At 40.4% G+C, this 20,102-nt stretch carries 14 protein-coding genes; 8 read left to right on the top strand and 6 right to left on the bottom strand.

What is annotated here, in order from left to right; translation table 11 throughout:
* Nucleotides 1-115: 115 nt before the first annotated feature.
* Entirely contained in the window at nucleotides 116-1,222 is a 1,107-nt protein-coding gene (locus tag WSC_RS22605) for a serine hydrolase domain-containing protein (protein ID WP_016956069.1), read from the top strand.
* On the opposite strand, the gene WSC_RS0111450 is transcribed toward WSC_RS22605, so the two are convergent.
* Nucleotides 1,219-4,077 carry a TonB-dependent receptor domain-containing protein gene (locus WSC_RS0111450; protein ID WP_016956068.1) on the bottom strand — a complete coding sequence of 953 codons (2,859 nt, stop codon included), beginning with the start codon at nucleotides 4,075-4,077 and terminating at the stop codon, nucleotides 1,219-1,221. The two genes, WSC_RS22605 and WSC_RS0111450, sit on opposite strands and share 4 nt — an antisense overlap.
* Before the next feature lie 59 nt (nucleotides 4,078-4,136).
* Entirely contained in the window at nucleotides 4,137-5,096 is a 960-nt protein-coding gene (locus tag WSC_RS0111445) for a FecR family protein (RefSeq protein WP_016956067.1), read from the bottom strand.
* Between the two features lie 252 nt (nucleotides 5,097-5,348).
* Here WSC_RS0111445 and WSC_RS0111440 point away from each other — a divergent pair, with 252 nt between their 5' ends.
* From WSC_RS0111440 to WSC_RS0111425, 4 genes are all read left to right on the top strand, one after another.
* Entirely contained in the window at nucleotides 5,349-6,287 is a 939-nt protein-coding gene (locus WSC_RS0111440) for a choice-of-anchor A family protein (RefSeq protein ID WP_016956066.1), read from the top strand.
* A gap of 107 nt (nucleotides 6,288-6,394) precedes the next feature.
* Nucleotides 6,395-9,190 (top strand): XrtA/PEP-CTERM system TPR-repeat protein PrsT, encoded by a 2,796-nt coding sequence (gene prsT, locus WSC_RS0111435; protein WP_016956065.1) that lies wholly within the window; start codon nucleotides 6,395-6,397, stop codon nucleotides 9,188-9,190.
* A gap of 108 nt (nucleotides 9,191-9,298) precedes the next feature.
* Nucleotides 9,299-10,990: an alpha-amylase family glycosyl hydrolase gene (locus WSC_RS0111430; protein ID WP_016956064.1), complete on the top strand. Its 1,692-nt coding sequence runs from the start codon at nucleotides 9,299-9,301 to the stop codon at nucleotides 10,988-10,990.
* Nucleotides 10,991-11,086: 96 nt separating this feature from the next.
* The gene (locus WSC_RS0111425; RefSeq protein ID WP_016956063.1) at nucleotides 11,087-11,473 is read left to right on the top strand and encodes a putative quinol monooxygenase; all 387 of its coding nucleotides are present in this window, start codon (nucleotides 11,087-11,089) and stop codon (nucleotides 11,471-11,473) included.
* A 59-nt stretch (nucleotides 11,474-11,532) separates the two neighbouring features.
* Here WSC_RS0111425 and WSC_RS22600 read toward each other — a convergent pair whose 3' ends face one another.
* The 4 genes from WSC_RS22600 to WSC_RS22595 all read right to left on the bottom strand — a co-directional run bounded on the left by WSC_RS22600 (nucleotide 11,533) and on the right by WSC_RS22595 (nucleotide 16,143).
* Nucleotides 11,533-12,036, bottom strand: coding sequence for a methylated-DNA--[protein]-cysteine S-methyltransferase (locus tag WSC_RS22600; protein ID WP_016956062.1), 504 nt, complete (start codon nucleotides 12,034-12,036; stop codon nucleotides 11,533-11,535).
* 70 nt (nucleotides 12,037-12,106) lie between these two features.
* Nucleotides 12,107-13,762 (bottom strand): alpha-keto acid decarboxylase family protein, encoded by a 1,656-nt coding sequence (locus tag WSC_RS0111415; RefSeq protein ID WP_016956061.1) that lies wholly within the window; start codon nucleotides 13,760-13,762, stop codon nucleotides 12,107-12,109.
* A 17-nt stretch (nucleotides 13,763-13,779) separates the two neighbouring features.
* A complete protein-coding gene (locus tag WSC_RS0111410) occupies nucleotides 13,780-14,613 on the bottom strand; it encodes an MBL fold metallo-hydrolase (RefSeq protein ID WP_016956060.1) in 834 nt (277 codons plus the stop codon).
* Nucleotides 14,614-14,706: 93 nt separating this feature from the next.
* Nucleotides 14,707-16,143: a glycoside hydrolase family 15 protein gene (locus tag WSC_RS22595; protein WP_016956059.1), complete on the bottom strand. Its 1,437-nt coding sequence runs from the start codon at nucleotides 16,141-16,143 to the stop codon at nucleotides 14,707-14,709.
* Between the two features lie 387 nt (nucleotides 16,144-16,530).
* Here WSC_RS22595 and WSC_RS0111395 point away from each other — a divergent pair, with 387 nt between their 5' ends.
* From WSC_RS0111395 to WSC_RS0111385, 3 genes are read left to right on the top strand one after another with little or no spacing between them, the layout of a single operon-like run.
* Entirely contained in the window at nucleotides 16,531-18,456 is a 1,926-nt protein-coding gene (locus WSC_RS0111395) for a GMC family oxidoreductase (RefSeq protein WP_016956057.1), read from the top strand.
* Nucleotides 18,449-19,579, top strand: a complete 1,131-nt coding sequence (locus tag WSC_RS22590) for a ferritin-like domain-containing protein (RefSeq protein ID WP_016956056.1) — start codon at nucleotides 18,449-18,451, stop codon at nucleotides 19,577-19,579. The genes WSC_RS0111395 and WSC_RS22590 overlap by 8 nt, the downstream gene beginning before the upstream one ends.
* Entirely contained in the window at nucleotides 19,579-20,085 is a 507-nt protein-coding gene (locus WSC_RS0111385; protein WP_016956055.1) for a hypothetical protein, read from the top strand. Before WSC_RS22590 ends, WSC_RS0111385 begins: the two co-directional genes overlap by 1 nt.
* The last annotated feature ends 17 nt before the right edge of the window (nucleotides 20,086-20,102 follow it).

Raw genomic sequence — 20,102 nt, 5'->3', positions numbered from 1 at the left:
TATCGAGCACACCATGAACTCAAGTATAGGTTAGATTTAGTTATTGTGATAAACAAAGCGCTGCTTACTTGTTACTATATCCACCGACCTGCGTTTTGTTAAAAAGGAATTTATCGTGTTGAAATACTTTTCTGTTGTTATCAGTTTTTGTCTATTATCCAGCTGTGCCAGCCATGCCGAGATAAACAGCAATTATGAACAAGTATTAACAAAAAATTTTTCTAAAACTGGAGCAGGCGTCGTTGCTGCTGTGTATAAAAACGGTCAGCCTGTTTTTAAACAAGCTTATGGCATGGCCAATGTTGATAAACAAATACAGATGAACACTGACGCGCAATTTCGTATTGGCTCGTTAACCAAACAATTTACGGCAGCCGCAATTATGCTGTTGCAAGAGCAAGGTAAGTTGTCAGTTAAAGATCCTATTAATCAACACTTAGGCAAGTATCAAAACCCACTGTGGCAAGATGTCAGTATTGAACATTTATTAACCCATAGCTCAGGTATTGCTGAAATTCTTCGGCTTGTCCACAGCTCACAATGGAATAATGAAAATACGAGTCTTGATGATTTAATTGGCTATTTTTCGCAAGAGCCTTTGCAGTTCGAACCCGGCGGTCAAACATCTTACAGTAACTCAGGTTTTATCTTGCTCGGCGCTATTATCGAACAAGTGTCTAACACCAGTTACGCTAATTTTATGCAGCAGCATATCTTCCAACCGCTTGAAATGAAGCATAGTTTTATCTGCCAATGCACGGACAATAGCTTAGGTGATGTGTTTGGTACTAAAGGGTCAATTGGCAGCCCTGCAAATCTCAATGGCGCTGTGGCGTTTTCTGCTGGCGCTATGGTTTCAACAGTTGAAGACTTAGCCAAATGGGCACAAGCGATTAACACCAATAAGCTGCTCAGCAACCACAGCTGGAAGGTCATTTTTCGCCGCTATAAACTAACAAACAAGAGTGAAAGTGAATTTGGTTATGGCTGGGTAATCGACAGTAATCCAACACCACCTAGCTATTGGCACAATGGTGCCCTACCCGGTTTTTCAAGCGACATACTGATTAAACCAAATGAAAACATCACCATTATCACCTTAACAAATCAGTACGATATGGGATTATGGGCCCAGCTTAAAATGTACTTAGGCGGCGACCATCCGACAGCTAAAGCCGACACAGTTCGCCAACAATTGTTAGCAATAGCATTAGCTAATTAATTCAACATCAACACCCAACGCAGATAAAACTGCCGACCTGTTTCGGTTGTATTGTATAAGTGTTGATGTTTACCGGCGTATTCGCGGTAGTATTGATTACTCAAGTTTTGCACACCAAAATTTATCTCTAACTCACGGCTAACCTTGTAAAAAGCCGCAGCATTAATTCGTGCATAAGCTAAATAGCCGGATTCAATTTGGTCTTGCGCTGTGCGTTCAAATTTTATTTGATCAACATAACCACTGCGATAATTGGCCGCTAAGCGCACTCCCCAACTTTTCTGTTGGTAGTCTAACGTGAAGCTAAGGATATGCTTGGATAAACCCTCTAATGGCGCGGCATACTCGGTAATCTCAGCAAATTTATGTGTGCGCTGCGCATCGGCAAAACTATAAGAAATTTGACTGCTTAATTGAGCTGACCACAGCTGCCGCCAACTAATATCCACACCGGTTAACCAAGCATGTTCAGCATTAACACTTTGATATAGCGCTTTGTCCGCATAAACGCCAATTTGTCGATAATTGATTAAGTTATCCAAGCGTTTGTTATATATAGCAGCTGATAAATAAGCATTATCCACAGTAACATTAGATTGCAGCGCAACTTGGTTAGATTTATACGGAGTTAATTGGCTATTACCAATTAAATAACCATCAATCCCACCTATAAACGAAGCTGTCGGTGCATAATATTTGGTCTGCACTGGCGTATAGTTTTGACTAGCAATTAAACGCAGTTGCCAATTTTCTTGCATTTGGTACAAGGCATTTGCCGACAGCAATACTAAGTTGTGCTGCGCAGGTGTATTCGCCTTATTGTCAACATCAGTAATTTGAGTGGTTAACTGTTCGTAGCGCGCGGCTATATTTACCGTCAGATCATCTTGCTGATGCTGATATGCTAACCAGCTTGCGACTTGTTCGCGCTTTAACTTGTAGCTTTGCGTTCGGTTTAAATCCTTATCCGTCCAATTATGCTCAGCTAATAAATCGGCTTTAATTTCAGTGTTATTTACCCCTGCCCATGCAAGCTGTTTGTGCTGATTGGCAATTCGGTAATATGCCTCGGTTAACTGGTTATCTATCAACCCCAGTGCAAATTCGCTTTTAAATAAGTCGTCTTGCTGATAAATATGCCTGTCGTCGACAAAATTTTTAAGCTGGGTGGCAAACGTCCATTTATGCTCTTGTTGTTGATAATCTAGCGCGAGCTTAACTTGCTGTTGGGTCAATTTATACCAACTTGATTGAAGATCAATTTCATCTAACTGCCACAACTGCGGTTGAGTTAAATCAGCAAAATAAGTATTACGTGGATAATCTGTGTTATAGCGATAGTCGCTGACTAAATCGGCATAAGTTTTTAAATAAACTTTCTCATCGTGCGGTATGTTAAGGGTATTTTGTGCAGTCCCCGCCAACCAGTGAAAGGTTAATTGTCGCTTGGGCTGCCACTCACCGGCCCAAGTCAGCTGATTAAAACGGCTGTCTTTTTTCAGCTGACGACTCTCACTAGCAAGCTGCGCATGTGCAACCCTAGCGTATTCAACAAAGTTAAATTCATCTAACTGCAAGTCCAACAATGTAGAAGCTTGTTGATTTGTCTCATCCACTCTAGCTAAAGCTGTGCTGCCAATACCCCGAGTGGCTAAATGCTCTTCTGATTTTTGATTCGACAATTGGCTTATCACCAAATCAAATTTATGCTGCAGTTGCGGCGATAAATAATGCAGCGCTGCAGTGAGCCCTGCTTGTTCAATTTGGTTATGCCAAACTGAATATCTGTTACCTCGCGGAAAATACACTTGTTGCTGTTGTAATAACTGCTGAGGCGCGATTGGCAGCTGGCTGATATCTGTATCAGCTATATTGATATTTCGCCACCTGTAGGTATTAAAACCCTGCTCTTGAGTGTGTTTTTGTTTATAACTTGCCGAAAACGCATAAAACCAATTGCTAAATTTAGCTTGCCAATCAAATGCTAAACTTGTGCCTGTTTTGTCGGCTAATTGATGGTAGTTATTTTCAACAAAAGCATTAAATTGCCAACCATCAACCAAAACTTCATCACTGATACTCGACAACAAATTGATGTTGGCGGCAATACCGCCGCTATCTTGAGTCACAGCATAATCTCGGCTGATGTTTATTTGTTCGAACAACGCAGTTGGCAATAAATTAAAGTCGAACGCAAGCGCGCGTTCATTTTGTTCACGCGAATCTAAGCTTGAGCCATGCACAGCTAAAGTTTGCATACCATTGAGTGAAATATGGACAAAATCGCCGCCTAAACCACGTAACGCAATTTGCCGTCCTTCTCCCCCATCAAAACTCGCAGCAATACCAGGCACAGTTAATAACGACTCAGCTAAATTATTAACCGGATAGCTCGCAGCATTCATAACATTTAAACTTTCGACTCGCACACCTTGGTTAGAAGCCGCATTGTCATAACTTTGATAACCCCTGTTGATTCGCGTTTGTAACGCTGGTGCACTCACTATCACTTCTTCGGCAATTGGCTTGTTATTGGTTGGCTTAACGGCAGGTTTTTCAATTATTGGGGAGTCAGACGAAAATGGAGTTTCCGCTATATTTGCAACTAAAATAGAACCTTCAATAAGCTCAACTTTAACTTGGTAAGTTTGCGCAAGCTGCGCCACAACAGAAGTTAAACTTAGTGCTAAGTTATCATCAGCTACAAAGCTAAATTCACCTGCAACATTAGTGACATCTGGGCTAAAAAAAATCGGTATTTGGCTATGCTGAGATACTAGCCTTAAGCTTGTAAATAAGTTGTCTGCGGTAACTTTGCTCGTCGCCCAACTAAAGTTAATGCCAGCACAAAACAACAGAACACAGCAAAGCAACAAACAGAGTGGATGAAACCTTACGACAGCGCGCATAATAATTAATTACGACGGATAAGAATATGACCCGGATATTCAGCAAGACGCAAATTGCTAGCCAAAGCCAACATTTTTAACGTCTGTTTGGGCTGATTTAAGTCAAAACGGCCATTAATTGGCATAGCCATTAAATTTGGATCTTCTAAACTAATTTGTTCGGTTAACTTTCTATCTAACTTGGCGATAACAGCCCCTAAACTCATCTGTTGTGCATCTAACCAATTAGCTTGTAAATGATGGTTAAAAGCTGCTGGATAAATAATTTTATCGGCCATCTTGCCTTTAATCACTTCAACACTTTGCCCTGCTGTTAACACAAGTTGCTGTTGGTTGGCACTTACCACCACACTACCTTCAACCACAATAATTTGCGTTGAGTAGTCGTTTTTATCCACCGAAAAAGTTGTACCTGTTACCTGTACCTGCACATCACCAGCATGTACATAAAAAGGTTGGTCATCGGCAATATGCTCAACCGAAAATAAAGATTCTCCTTTATTCAAGGTAACGCTGCGCACCTGTTGCTGCTGATTAAAAGTCAGTTGCGTTTCACCGGCTAAGGTCATGACAGAGCCATCTGGCAAATTAATTTGTTGAGTTTGATTGTGTGCATCAGTTGGTGTGGCAGCGACAATAGATGCCATTTCAGGAGTGTTTTTTAAAGTAAAGATACTGGCACACAAAGCTAACAGGGCGAAACAACAGCTACCCAGTAAGTGCTTTTTTGTAAAAGTGAAGCTTGCTTTATCCGCTTGTTTTTTTGTGTTTTGATTCGGCAAACTTTGCAGCGCATCGGCCAATTCAGCTGATTGCCAAATAGCCATACATTTATCGTAAGCTTGCTGATGTGCAGGATCAGCCGCTAACCACAACTGCAGCTGTTGTTGCTGTTGCTCAGTTAACTCATCTGCTATTTCCGCCCACTCGGCAGCTTGTTCAAATATGGCTTGCTGGTTTTTCATAGTCACTGCACATGCTGAAGAAGCGGCATTAATAGCACGTTAATATGACAGTTTAAAGTCGCCAAACACCTACTGTAATCAAAGTGTTAAAAGCATGTTTCTGTACTGATGAAAACATTGTCAGACTATTTTACAGCAAATAACCAGCGCTCATTAAAACCCCAACCAGAACAACAACTTAAACAATGGCTTACTTCTTGCTTTTAGGCTTAACAATAAAAAACTTAATAATTCCAATTGGATAAAACCGTTATGAAATGGACAACCGCAATATCTGTTGTTTTATTAACTGCGCTGCATACATATTCAGTTTCGGCTTCAACTGTCGATACTTACAACCTGATTCTGAAAAATGATCTATCCACTTCAAGTGATATTGAAGGGAAAATCTTTATTGGTGGTGACATTAATATGTCCGGCCGCTCTTTAGACGTTGGTAGCAAACTTGCGACAGATCCAAAAGTAGATGCTGTAACTGTTGTTGGTGACATTAGCGCCAATGACGTCAAAGCAGAAAACGGTCACAACATAGTTTATGGCGGCAATATTGGCAGCACCAATTTAATCAATAACGGTTCTGGCGGAACATCAACACAGCAAGACCAAGCCGCTTTACAATCTGAATTTGATGCCTTGTACGATAAAGTCATTGCACAAAGTCAGTATTACCAATCGTTAGCTGCAAATAGTACCTTTGACACCTCAGATTTTAACCAAAAGAAATTTGTCTCAGGCGCTAGCGCGACAGACGAGTTGTCAGTGTATAACATCAGCAGCAGCGATATTTTATCTGGTGGATTTGATTTTAGCTCAACCCCTACAATCCCGGTTGTGATCAACGTTGCGGGTACAGGCTCGCTCAATATTTCCTCTAAAGCTCAAGGTAATTTCACCAAAGAACTCGCTTCTATGGTTTTATGGAACTTTTACGAAGCGACAGAATTAACTTTTAGTGGCGACGGTTGGAATGGTTCTATTCTTGCGCCTTACGCAGATATCTCTGGTTCAACTGGTTCTATTGACGGCGGTGTAGCTGCATTGTCTTATTCTGGTTCAGTAGAAATACACAACAAACTTTTCGCTTATACACCACCAGAACCGGCTCAAGAAGTACCAGAGCCTCCAATGATAACTCTGTTACTCATTGCTTTTGGTTTGTTGATGGCACGCAAACGCCTACAAAAGGCTTAAACCATTCAATCATTTGAATTTAAGCAAAAATTTATAATATATTAAGGCGGTTTTTACCGCCTTTTTATTTTATGCGCTCACAAAAAAGAAATTCAGGAAATTCATATATGTGGCTGAAATCCCTTGCACTTGTTGCCCTTATTTTGCCTTATTGCACTTTTGCCCAAACAAGCATTCAACTCAGCTACGAAAAAGCGCGCTCAGCCTACCAACAAAAAAATTACGATGAATCAATAATCCATATTAAAAATGTTCTACAGCAAGACTCAACCAATTTGCCCGCACAAACACTAATGGCGCAAGTGTTAACCCAAATAGGCGAATACCAAACGGCCAATAGCTACTTTGAGCAAATAATTAACAGTGGCGTCGACTTCAGTTTGTATATTGATAGCTGGGCACAAGTATTAACTAGGCTCAAGCAATACCAACAAATTGTTGAGTTTAAACCACCATCTTCGCTAAGCCATAAACAACAAGTGGATTGGCAGTATGTGCGCGTAAATGCGTGTTTAAAACTGCCGGACTATGATTGTGCCAAACAGAGTTATTTGCAGTTAACTAAGCTAACAAACAACCCAGTAGAACAGCTTAACGGCTTAGCCAATATCGCCTATTTGCAACAAGACTATGCCAAAGCAGGTGAATATCTAACGCAAGCACTCGAAAAAGCGCCGAACAATGTAGCAACACTGCATTTGATGGCTTTGCTCAATAAACAAGCGGGTTTACACGAAAAAGCGCTTGAGCAACTACTAGCGGCAAAATCTATCGCCCCAAAGCAACTAAGCTTGTTAAAAACTTTAGCTGATGTTTATTTAGCAAAAAATGATACCAACAATGCTAGTTTAGTTATTGAGCAAATTTTACAACTCTCACCGCAAGATCCTTTCGCTATTTTAGTTAATAGCCAACTAACACATGCGTCTGCTGAAAAATCACAGCAAGCGTTGGAGCAATTACAACAATTGGCAGAGCATGTGTATGTATTGCCGGATGAAATAATAGATGAAGAGCCAACCTTATTATTGTTACGCGGTTTATTGTCTTTTACCCAAAATAAGTATCAGCAAGCCTTACGGGATTTCAGAGTACTGACAGAGCAAAAACCACAAGATATGCAAGCGGTTATGCTGCTAGCTCGCACACAACTTGCATTGAAACAAAATAAAGATGCAGTCGACTTAATGGAGCTGCATCAAAAATCCTTGTTACAGTATCCAAGTTTTATTGTATTGCTTGGTGAACAATATCTAAATTCAGGCAAAACCTTTAAAGCATTAGTTCTGCTGGAAGATTTACAACAACATCACCCAGAGCAGATAGATGTGCAACTGCTGGAAATTAAAATATTACTCGCTCGCCAACAAACCGAGTTGGCGTTATCTATGTTAGATACATTAGTCGAGAAACACACCAATAGTCATTTGTTGTTTATTCACAGTGTATTAAATTTACAAGCAAAACGTTTGGACGTAGCACTTAAAAGCATCAACCAATTATTGGTACACGCGAGCAATAATGAAGATTATTTAACAACTAAAGCAGCAATACTGATACAACAAAGAGCGCTAGTTGAAGCAACTCAAATAACCCAACAAACTTTAACTTTGAACGCTGAATCAATTAGCGCACGCTTTAATCTGGCGAGTATTTATTATCAGCAAAATAAATTTGAGCAGGCATTAAAAGAACTAGAGCGTATTCACCAACAACAACCTTTGCATCAACCAACTTTAACTCTACTCGCAGAAATTGATGTAAAAGCAGGTAATTACCAACAAGCTATTGAACGTTATTTGGCCGTGTTAACGCTAGAGCCAGAAAACATTAGCGCACTTGACGGTATGTTCGGAATTTATCTGGCACAGAAACAACTGAATGACGCTATAAAAACACTCGATAAACTGGTTTCTATTACCGCCGCAGAGCCTAAATATTTATTACAGCGAGCTTACCTATATTTAGCCGTCGGCAATGAAAAAAGTAGCGCTTTGGATAGCAAAATGCTAGCTACTAGCGCGAATGACGACCCTATTTTATTGTTAGCACTAAGCCAGTTGTATTTATCACAACAAGATATAGTCGCAGCTGAAAACAGCTTACGCAGAATACTCGAACTGCAACCGAATCATGCAAAAGTGACTAGTCAACTGATTGAACTCTTGCTCAATGGCAATCAAACCGCCAAAGCAGAAACTGAGATCAACAAACAATTAAAGCTAAATGCAAACTCGGCCAGTTTATATATTTTAGCTGGCAGAATGTATGAACAAAAAGGCGAAATTGTGAATGCGGCTTTCAGCTACAAAAGAGCCTTATCATTAGACGATACATTAGAGCTCGCTCTAGCTAAGTTATACAATTTAACTCGTTTCGGTTTAGATGAAAAAATATTTACCCAACAAGTCCAGCAACTAATTGAGCAACACCCACAGCGTTATTTCCCTATTAACTTATTAGCGCAATATTATTACTACAATCAACATTGGTCGTTAGCGGCGCAGCAGTATGAAAAATTATTGCAGCATCCATCTAACCCAAATAGAGCAGCTTTGTTAAATCGCCTAGCCAATATTTATATGCAGCTTGATATAGATAAAAGTCAGCTCTATATACGCCAAGCGATAGAGTTGGATAAGCAAGATCAGCATATCCAAAAAACCTATGGTGTATTGTTAGCGCAGAAAGGGCAAAGCACTGAAGCACTCGGCTACTTACGTAAAGCTTTTGTGAAAATGCCGAATGACCTAGATTTACGCTACCACATAGCAAAATGTTTAGCCGACTTAGGTTTAGTCAGCGAAGCGAAAGATGAATTAGGTTTTATTCTATCGCAGCAACAATCTGAACACTCAAACAAAGCACAGCTATTGTTAGATAGTATTAATAGCAATTTATAAATGAGACTTTTTAAAAGCCGTCTGCGAGTTTAGTTAATGGTTATTGGTAAACATTAATTCAATACTTTGCTCTGTATTGAATAAAACCAATAATCATTAGGCACACAGATGAAATTAAAACTCACTTTACTTGCAAGTGCATGCGCACTTGCATTAGTTAATGCTTGTTCAAGCACGCAAACAAACACCGCAGAAAATACCTCCACCAGCTTATATGGCACGCTCGAACCTTTTGCTCAAGAAGCAGTATATTTTGCATTAACCGACCGTTTTGTAGATGGTGATAAAACGAATAACTTTCCTCAACAAGGTAAAGATTGGGGTGACGGCAGTTGGGGCACATTTAACCGCGAATTGCCTGGGCCAAATGGCCAAAGTGCTAACGTTGGTTATTTAGGTGGCGATTTTAAAGGTGTATTAAACAACGCCGCATATATTGCTGATTTAGGTTTCACTTCAGTGTGGTTAACGCCTATTTGGGATAACCCGGATTACGCATTTAACGGTGGCGAAACCATTACTTTTGATGGTGGTTATAAAGATGGCGGCAAAACCGGTTATCACGGCTATTGGGCGCATAATTTTTATCAAGCCGATGAACATTTAGTTTCAAACGATTTATCTTTCAAACAGTTTTCAGCAGGGCTTAAACAGCACAACTTAAAGTTTGTCTTAGATATAGTGGGTAACCATGGTTCACCTGCATACTCAATGGTTGAAGAAATGCCGCAGTTTGGCAAAATTTACGATAGAAATGGCAAGTTATTGGCCGATCATCAAAACATCCACCCAAGCAAATTAGATAAAACCAATCCACTACATCAGTTCTACAACACTCACACAGGGCTCGCTCAGTTATCGGATATTGACGAAAATAACCAAGCTGCGTTTGAATATTTAACCGATGCGTATCTGTATTGGATTGAACAAGGTGTTGATGCAATTCGCATAGACACCATTCGCGAAATGCCACATCATTTTTGGTATCAAGTGAGTAAAAAAATTCGCCAACATTACCCAGATATGTTTATGTTTGGCGAAAGTTATAACTATGACGCTAACTTTATCGCTCAACATACTCGCCCTGAAAATGGCGGGGTAAGCGTATTAGATTTCCCTGGTCGCGCCGCTATCACTCAAGTTTTTGAGAATAAAGATGCAAGTTACGCCGACATTTTAAGTTACTTACATTTAACTGACGGCATTTACCAAAACCCATACGAACTAATGACCTTTTACGACAACCATGACATGGCGCGAATGAATGCAGATGACAATGGTTTTATTGATGCAAACAACTGGTTATTCACCAGCCGCGGTATTCCGGTTATTTATTACGGCTCTGAAATTAACTTTATGACAGGTAAAGCCGAACACCAAGGCAACCGTAATTATCTCGGCCAACAAAATATAGAAAAAGCCAAAACTCACCCTATCGCACAACAGCTAAAAACCATTGCGCATGTGCGTAAAAACTCAATTGCGTTGCAGCGAGGCTTGCAGCTGAACTTACAATTTAATCAAGATACAGCTGCGTTTTACCGCATTTACCAACACCAAGGTAAAAACCAAACTGCGTTAGTATTGCTGAATAAAAGTGACGAGGCCAAACAAGTGAAATTAGATAAGTTGCAAAACTTAGCCTCTTGGCAAAATGCGTTTACTGGCAAACAAGTTGATTTATCCAAACAAGCAAACTGGCAATTTGAATTAACACCGCATAGTGTGCAAGTGTATTTATTGGATAGTCAATTGAGCAATCCAGAGTTAATCGAACAAGCAAAGACATTGCAGCTATAAAGCTTTAGATGGTCTAGCTTGTTATCCCGAATTTAGCTTATATACTGAAACAGCACGGAAAAATCCCAATGCATAACCAAACTAATGGAGCTAGATATGATTGCACTCATCTCTCGATGGAAACTAAAAAATGGCTGTACCGACGAACTCGTTCAAGCGTTAAAAGAATTAACCATTCAAGTTGAACAGAAAGAACCAGAGACACTTTCTTACAATGTTCATATAACGGCAAAACCGCCATTGGATAGTGACAACCAGCCATTAAATCCACCGGCGAAAAACATCCCAAACCAGTTGCAAACAGAAGTAATTTTTTACGAAAGATATGCTAACGCCGCAGCATTTTCAGCGCATGTAACAGGTGAAATATTTAACGAATTTAGACAAAAATATATTCACCACTTCTATCAAAGTCCAGACAAAGCCGGTTGGCCACAAACCGACAATACCTATTTAGAGCTTGAAGCTGACTTCACTCGATAGGTTTTTATTGATTAACAAAAGTCGTGCTTGTTGGTGTCTAGTGATAAAGTGATAAAAGCTTACTTTGCCAATAACTTTTCTTTTGCCAACAGCTGACTTTTTCGTGTTAAACCCCAGCGGTATCCAGACAAACTCCCATCTCCGCGAATAACTCTATGACATGGAATAACTACGGCGAGTTTATTGGTTGCACAAGCACGAGCGACAGCCCTTGCTGCAGTTGGCGAGGAAATCTGCTTAGCAATTTCAGCATAACTCATTGTTTGACCGACTGGTATTTGTTGTAAAAATTGCCAAACCTGAGTTTGAAATTGAGTGCCGCGAATATCTAGCGCCAAGGAGAAGTTAATTTGCGGATTATTGATAAAGGCTACAACTTTTTCTGCAACAGCAGATACTGACTCATCAGCCTTCAATTGAGCCTTCGGGAAATTTGCAGACAAGTCGGCTAATAGTTGTGCTGATTCATCACCAATAGCAATTGCACAAATGCCTTTATCTGTACTTGCCACTAAAACTTGGCCTAAAAAACATTCGCCGAAAGCAAATTTAATAATATGCATAACACTGCTCATGCAGAAAAGTTAAGAGTTAACCATTGTGCTAACTCTTAACTTAAACACAAGTGGAAAATTATTTTTCTTTCCACCTAGCATTATCCGGCAATGATTTTTGCGGAACTTTAACTTGAATAAGTGATGGACTGTTGGAATTTTCTAACGCGCCTAACACTGCAGTTTCTAACTCGGCGTAGGTATTGGCTACCCAAGCTTTACAACCAAACACTTCTGCTAATTTGGCGTAATCCCATCTATGTAATACACAAGAATCGAAAAATTCTCGTTCACTCGAAAATACTTCAGCATCGTACAGCCACTGTTCAACACCATAAACACCATTATCCACTACAAAAATAATCGGATTTAAACCAAAACGAGTTTGGGTTGATAAACATTGTGGACTCATTTGAAAACCACCGTCACCGGAAAATACCATCACTCTTTGGTGGTCTTGTTTAGCTAAGCTCATGCCGGTTGCGGCTGGGCCTATATAACCAATTGCCGAATAAGTTGGTTGTGCCAAAAAACCTCTAGGAGCACCCACTTTAAGCAAAATGCTGCCAAAATAATTTAAGCTTGCATCACTGCCTACTAAAGTTGAATCGGTAATGTATTGTTTATTTTGAATAAATTCATACAAACCTTGATAACTTATCGCATCCGTTGGGTTTAAGGCAGCTGGAGCTTCATCCGTTGGCAAACAGTCTGGCGTCGCACAGCTTATTGCTTGATTATTCACTTCATCAATAAACTGTCCCAACGAAACTTGAGGTACAAAATAACTGCCGTATTTAACTATATCACCAGCCACTAGCGCCATTTTGTCGTAGTCTATGCTGCCACCTAATGAATTAATATCAGATAACCACACGCCCAAAGCTAAAATAAAATCAGATTCTGCGACTAATTTTTGCGTTGCGGCTGATGATGCTTGGCCATCGTATACACCTGCAAATAACGCATCGTTTTCAGACAACAGCGCTTTGCTAATTAATTCGGTGACATAAGGCAATTTTAACTTTTTAATCAGCTGTTCAACTTGCACATGCAAACCCATACGGTCTACTTCAGCACCTATCCAAATAATTGGCTTTTGTGCGCTTTCAAGTTTTTGTTTGATGGTTTGCACTGATGCTAACAAACCAGCAGGATCTGACATCACTCTAGCTGGCTGTAATTTACCGACTGGCGCACTACAAGTTTGATCAACCATGTCATCCAGCAATTCAATATAAATTGGACGCTTTTCGGTAATACATTGAGTGAGCGCATAATCGATTAAATTAGGCGCTAAATCGGGATTATCAATTTTAATTGCGGCGGCTGTAATATTTTTATAAATGTTCAAGTCTGTTTCACCATTAATCATATGGTGCGAAACAAAACCTGTTTTTTGAAAGGTTAGTCGTTGCTTAATGTTAGGTGAACCGTTTATCAGCACCACAGGCGCGCGTTCGACATAAGCCCCAGCAACCGCATTTACCGCACTTAAAGTACCGGCGGAATAGGTAAAACACATAGCAGCTATGCCTTTATATCTTGCGTATGCATCAGCGGCATAACCTGCGTTTAATTCGTTAACTTCTTCAATTAACTCAATTGAGCTAGGCTCAATATAATTGTTAATCCAATTGATTGTGTAGTCACCCGCGATAGAAAATAAATGGCCTAAACCCAACTGCTCTAATCTATCTGCTAAATATTGTCCTACTGTGTATTGAGCATTCATAATTTAATCCCTCACTATTAATATTCTGGTGCGCCGTCAAACAAACGCGGAATGTAGATATCAAAAATCGCTGGGCATTCACGTTCAGGAAAACGCTGCAACATAAATTGTTTATAGGCGTCGTCTCTTAAACCATCATCTATTGCCAACTTAGCCGCGGTAAGATACTTAACATTGGCGGTAACTTCTTTTTTGTCGGCTGGAAAACCATGCCCAGGTAAAAAAATCTCATAATCTGAGCTCAGCATGTCTTCGAGTATCGCAACCCAATGATCAATATATTTAGTTACATACAAGTGCGTGCCGCTATAAATTAAATCTTGCACTATATACACACCATAATCCGGCAGCTTCAGGGTAATTGCATAGTCAATTTCTGTATCGACCACTCGTTCAACTACATATTTAACCCCGTCTATTACATCAATGCCCGCTTTAGCAACATGCTCGGGAATAACGACTTGGGTTGGGGCCAAATCAGCGCCTATTTTCGCAATATGATCTTCGCGCGATGCTTCGCCATGTTGTTTAAGAAATTCTATGGTTTCGATTGGCGCATAAATATCAACATCACTAAAAGCATCACCTAAACCAAACCAGTGATCCGGATGACGATGTGACAAATAAACTCGATCAATTGGCTTTTTCAAACTGTCGGCATATTCACGAAACTTCTTCGCGTAAGGACGTAAAAACTGCCCGTCGATTACAACTAAGGTATTTGCACTTTCAATAATATGTGTTGCATTGGCAATATTGTTGCCTTCATACGATGAAATAAAGGTATGAATACATACGTCACCTTGGCGTTTAACAACTATTTTAAATGGGTTGGTAATTGGAATCGTCATATTGGTACTCTCCGTCCATAAATGAGTGGCTTGATTAGAAAACCTATAGCTGTAGATAAGAAAAAGGCATCGGTAGATGCCTTATTCAATTAGCTAAAAATTGAGTTCGTTACGTAAATCAATGCTGATAGCAACCGACACATAACTCCAAGTTAAATCAACCGCGCTAGTCATATAACCGTCGTAACGGCTAAATTGCTCTGAAAGCGATACATCTTCACCAGCATGAATTTGCACTCGGCGTAAATAAGCATCACCTAAAGCTTTTAACCCTTGAATAATTGTTTTAAACGCTTTGGTTTTGTTGCTAAAACTATCCCCAACATTCAACACTAATTTTGTATCAATCAGCGCAACCGCTAAGTTAAGCTGATTAACATTGTATTGAGTAATTTGAATAGATTTCTGTGCAGCAAATAAAGCTGCCGCCTTATAACTTGTTCCACTTAAACAAGCCGTACATAAAAACCATGGATTGCCTTGGCTTAACGGCCCGCTGCCTGTGTATTTGTCTTCTGGATATCGGCCGATACCCGGAGCAACCGGCTCACCACTTGCAGTTTGTTCAATTGCATTGATTGGATATAAAGGATCGAATGCTTGATGCAACGCATAAGCCGTCGCTAAAATTTTATCGTCATTCGGACTTAAAAACGGATGTGATTTTGACATAGCTTGGAAAGTACCAAGCATTACAGCTACGTCTAAATCTGAATATTTATAATCTAAACCACCCACGCGGTTCAGCGTTGCCATAAAGTAACCTTTGTTTTCACTCCAAAAATCACTCATAGCATTTTCAATTAATTCCGCTTGCTGATTATAAAAGTCAGCTGCACCTTGGTCGTTAAGCAAACTCGCTAAATCAGCACCTTCACGTAAAGCCGTGCGCTGCAACATCCGCGTATAAAAATGGCTACCGTCAACTTCTTCCCATAAATCAAAGCAGCTATCTTGCCAGTGGTTTGCGACAAAATCTAAATCCGCTTTAATCAAACTAAATGAAGGTTCCTGACCATCGTATAGAATGCCAGTCACATATTGCTGCTCACCATTGGCTAAAAGTATGTTTGCCCAACGGGTTAGTGTTAACGCTCTTTGTGCGGGGCTATCGTTTTGTGGACGACCCCAAGGGCCACTAAAAGCTTGGCCTGTTACATAAAATTTAGGTTCACCCAAACTATTACTGACCGTTGGTGTAGTCTGATTAATCTTTGAAAACTCAACGTAATCGACCATGAGTTGGTAATATTGGTCTTTGAAATTAGTTTTATCTAAGCCATTTAGCTTAGCGATTTCACTCATAGTCCGAGCGGCATCACGCACCCAATGGTAATAATAATTTGGATTATTTCTCGAAGGTGAAGCCAAAACGGCCCCACGCTCACCGTCGGCCGGTGAAATATTGGCGATCATTTTTTCTAAAACAAATTGTCTGGCTGATACAGTCCATTGATCTAAAGATTGAGCCACAATTGGGCTTGCATACTCGGTTTCCATCTTAAGCATAGTGTTGGTTTGTATAGACATAATATTTCCAAGAGAGATGAATAAATCATCAAGTTAAGATTAAGTTCTCGGAATGTCATGGTGTAAGCAGGCAGACAAGAATTATCGGTTAATCTGCCGTGTGCCTCGCAGTAACAATCCGTTGTAAGTGCGCCGAAACGCAATTGAAAGTATATACACAGATTTGACTTTTGCTGGCGCACATTGCCACTGAATAAAATATTTCATGTTAAGCCCCTGATTTAGATAGCTTTAAAAATTAAAATAAAATTTTGTTCGTAAAATTCATCAATTTCACCTTTGCTTTTAAAATTTGCTGCTACACTGAGGGTGAACAAAAAACGTTCACAAGCTTGTTAATGGAATCTATGCCTGAGTTGCTTGGGCATATAACTAAAAGGCTTTCTCATGACGCATTCAACCAGAACGATTAAACAAATCACCCCAGACCAAGCTATAGAAAAATCCGCTAATGGTGAATACCACGCTGTGATTATAGGTTCGGGGATCAGTGGCGCAATTGCAGCTAAACAACTCACAGCCAAAGGGCTAAACGTATTGGTGTTAGAGGCAGCACCAGCGAAAGATTTAACTTATAGCGGCTTTAAACAATACCTGAGTAATTATTACAGCAACGCCTCCAAAGACAATAACGCACCTTACCCAGAAAACCCCAATGCCCCAATGCCAAGATCAACCACAATTAGTAAATTAATACCTGGCCAAACTGACGCTAAAGGTTACATGGTACAAAATGGTCCACTAGCATTAGACAGTACTTACACACGTGTAACTGGCGGCACCACCATGCATTGGGAAGCAAAAATTTTGCGCATGTTGCCGGAAGATTTTTCGATAAAAAGCACCTATGGCGTGGGTTTAGATTGGCCGATTAGTTACGACGACTTGATGCCTTATTATCGAATGGCCGAGCGCGAAATAGGCGTTTCAGCTAACGTCGAAGAGCAAGGTTTTTATGGAATTAAGTACGAACAAGATTATGTTTACCCTATGTATGGTTTGCCGCCATCTTACCTAGACCAAGTTGTAGCCAAAGGTATTGATGGTGCTGAATTTGAGCTGTCTGGTGAAACCCTTACAGTTAAAGTTCGCCCCTTTCCGCAAGGTCGTAATGGCATTCCAAACCCAAATTACAACGACGGCAATGGTTTTAAACCTGTTGGTGCCGTGAGCGCCCATCAAGTTGAACAAGGCGGTCGTTGCCAAGGCAATAACAATTGTGTCCCAATTTGCCCGGTACAAGCTAAATACGATGCGCGTAAAACTTTGGTTGACGCTGCACAAACCGGCCGCATGGACTTTCTCCCTCAAGCAGTTGCCAGCAAAGTTGTGGTTAACCCAGCCGATAACAGCATAGAACATATACAATTTAAACATTACAAAACCACTCAAAGCCCCGAATACACTGAAGGCAAAGTTAGTGGCAAATTATTTATTCTCGCTACTAATGCGATTGAAAACGCGCGTTTAATGCTTGCTTCTGGGTTACCAAGTTCCAGCGGTTTAGTCGGTAAAAATTTAATGGATCATACCTACCTGCTTACATGGGGTTTATTACCAGAAGCAGCCGGAACTATGCGCGGCACTAAATGTACTTCAGGCATTGCCGATTTTAGGCACGGTAAAAGTCGCAGCAAACAAGCGGCTTTTGGTGTGGATATTCATAACGACGGTTGGGGCTGGGCGACTGGTTCACCATTTTCAGATATTGAATATTTAGTGGATGGACAAAACAAATTTGGCCGAGATTTACGCCAAGGCGTAATCAACCGAGTGTCGAATCAATTGTTGTTCGCTTTTATGGTTGAACAGGTAGCCGACGAAAGCAACCGAGTAACTGTCGACCCTCAGTACAAAGATGCACTCGGCAATATGCGACCAATCGTTAATTACAATGTATCAGACTATTCTAAAGCTGGAATTGCCTTTAGTAGCCAAGCCTCGAAAGTTTTTTATCAACGCTTAGGGGCTGAAGACCATTCAAACTATTCACCGCTCGATTATGGCTATTTTAATTACCAAGGTGAAGATTATTACTTCAGAGGTGGCAACCACTTTTCTGGTACTCACATCATGGGCACTAGCGCAGAAAACTCTGTAGTTAATGAAAATCAGCAGTCTTGGGATCACGCCAATTTGTATCTAATAGGTTCTGGCAGTATGCCAACTATAGGCACTTCTAACACCACACTAACGCTGGCGGCGCTAGTGTTCAAAACCACTGAAGATATTATAAATAAGTTGAGCCATTATCGAATTGATTTAGGTAATGAAAGCAATACCAACACTGCCAAGGAAGCCTGCCATGAATAATCGTATCATCAATAACATAGACGACTTGTATCAAATGCTGGATGCGGCCATTCAATTAGAACATGCAACCATTCCACCATACTTAACCGCCTTGTATAGCATTCATCCAGAAACCAATATTGAAGCAACTCAGGTTATTCGCGCAGTACTGGTTGAAGAGATGTTACACATGACCTTATCAGCCAATGTACTGAATGCTTTAGGCAAACACCCAGACTTAACCGCTGAAGGTTTTGTGCCTGACTTCCCAACTTATTTGCCCGATGGCGAAAAAGACTTTCAAGTTTCAATTGATAAATTTTCGCCTGATACCTTAGATACATTTTTAAATATCGAACGTCCTTCGAAACAACCACCCGATTGTGGCTGCACCGAATTAAAAGGCTGTATTGTTCGGAGTAATCACCAAAAATTTCAATTAAAAGCAGTTAAGCCCCTTAAATCCGCCACTTATAGTTTTTATAGCATTGGTGATTTTTACGATGCCATTATCGAAGGCATAGAGTATTTAGAAGAGCAAGCGCAGCAACAAGGTAAAACCATATTTATTGGTGATGTTAAGTTCCAAGTTTCCAACAAATATTATTATTCGGGTGGCGGCAATGTAATTGTGGTAACAGATAAAGATTCGGCAATACAAGCGTTAGATTTAATCAAAGACCAAGGTGAGGGCCATTGCCAGCAAATCTTCGATCCACAAGGAGAGATTGCCCATTACTACCGTTTTGAACAATTGAAACTTGGCCAGTTTTATCAACTAGGAGATGAACCCGGTAAACCAACTGGCGAAAAGTTTGCCGTAGATTACAAAGCGGTTTATCCGGTTAAACAAAATCCTAAAATGAAAGATTTCCCCCAAGAATCATTGTTATATCAAGCAGCACAAAAATTTAACTACAGCTACTTTGGATTTTTAGCTTTAGTTAACCAAGCTTTTCGTGGTCAGCAAGATCTTCTACTTGGCGCTGTCTGTGACATGTTTAGATTAAAAGAACATGCAACCCAGCTCATTCGTAACCCCATTCCGAATGACCCCAGCCAAAATGGTGGGCCGACGTTTGAAATGTTTTACGCGCTACAACCACAAACAGAACACAAAACAACTGAAGCGGAGGCCGTCTGATGGAACAGCAAACCCAAAATATTAAACACTTTATTGAATTATCCGGCGCGCTTACCGACTTTAACGAATTTGCCCTCAATGGCACTGGTCAAGTCGCCGCTTATTACCAAACTTTGGTGGATATTGTTGGCCAGCAACTAGTGGATAATTTGCTGTCAACTTATTGCTCGGTTTATGAAATATCAATCAACGAACAAATGTTTTTAGATGGTTTGAGAAAACAAATATTAGGCGATTTAAAACTCGGGCCAGTTGCACGCAACATCATCAAACTCTGGTACACAGGTACTTGGTATCAATTACCCAACACATGGCGCCAAGCTTATGGCAAAAGTGACAACGACATCACCTTTTTTGTCAGCTCAGCTTCCTACATGGAAGGTTTACTCTGGCACGCAATTGATGCCAACCCTTCCGGTGCCAAAGGCCCAGGTTATGGCTCTTGGAGCCAACCACCGAACATCAATTTCGATAACGCTTGGCAGTTTAAAGCAAATTATCAATAACCCCCAACAAACAGGAA

The organism is Catenovulum agarivorans YM01, assembly GCF_000281085.1.
Classification (GTDB): Bacteria; Pseudomonadota; Gammaproteobacteria; order Enterobacterales; family Alteromonadaceae; genus Catenovulum; species Catenovulum agarivorans.
This window is presented reverse-complemented; position numbering and strand designations above follow the sequence as displayed.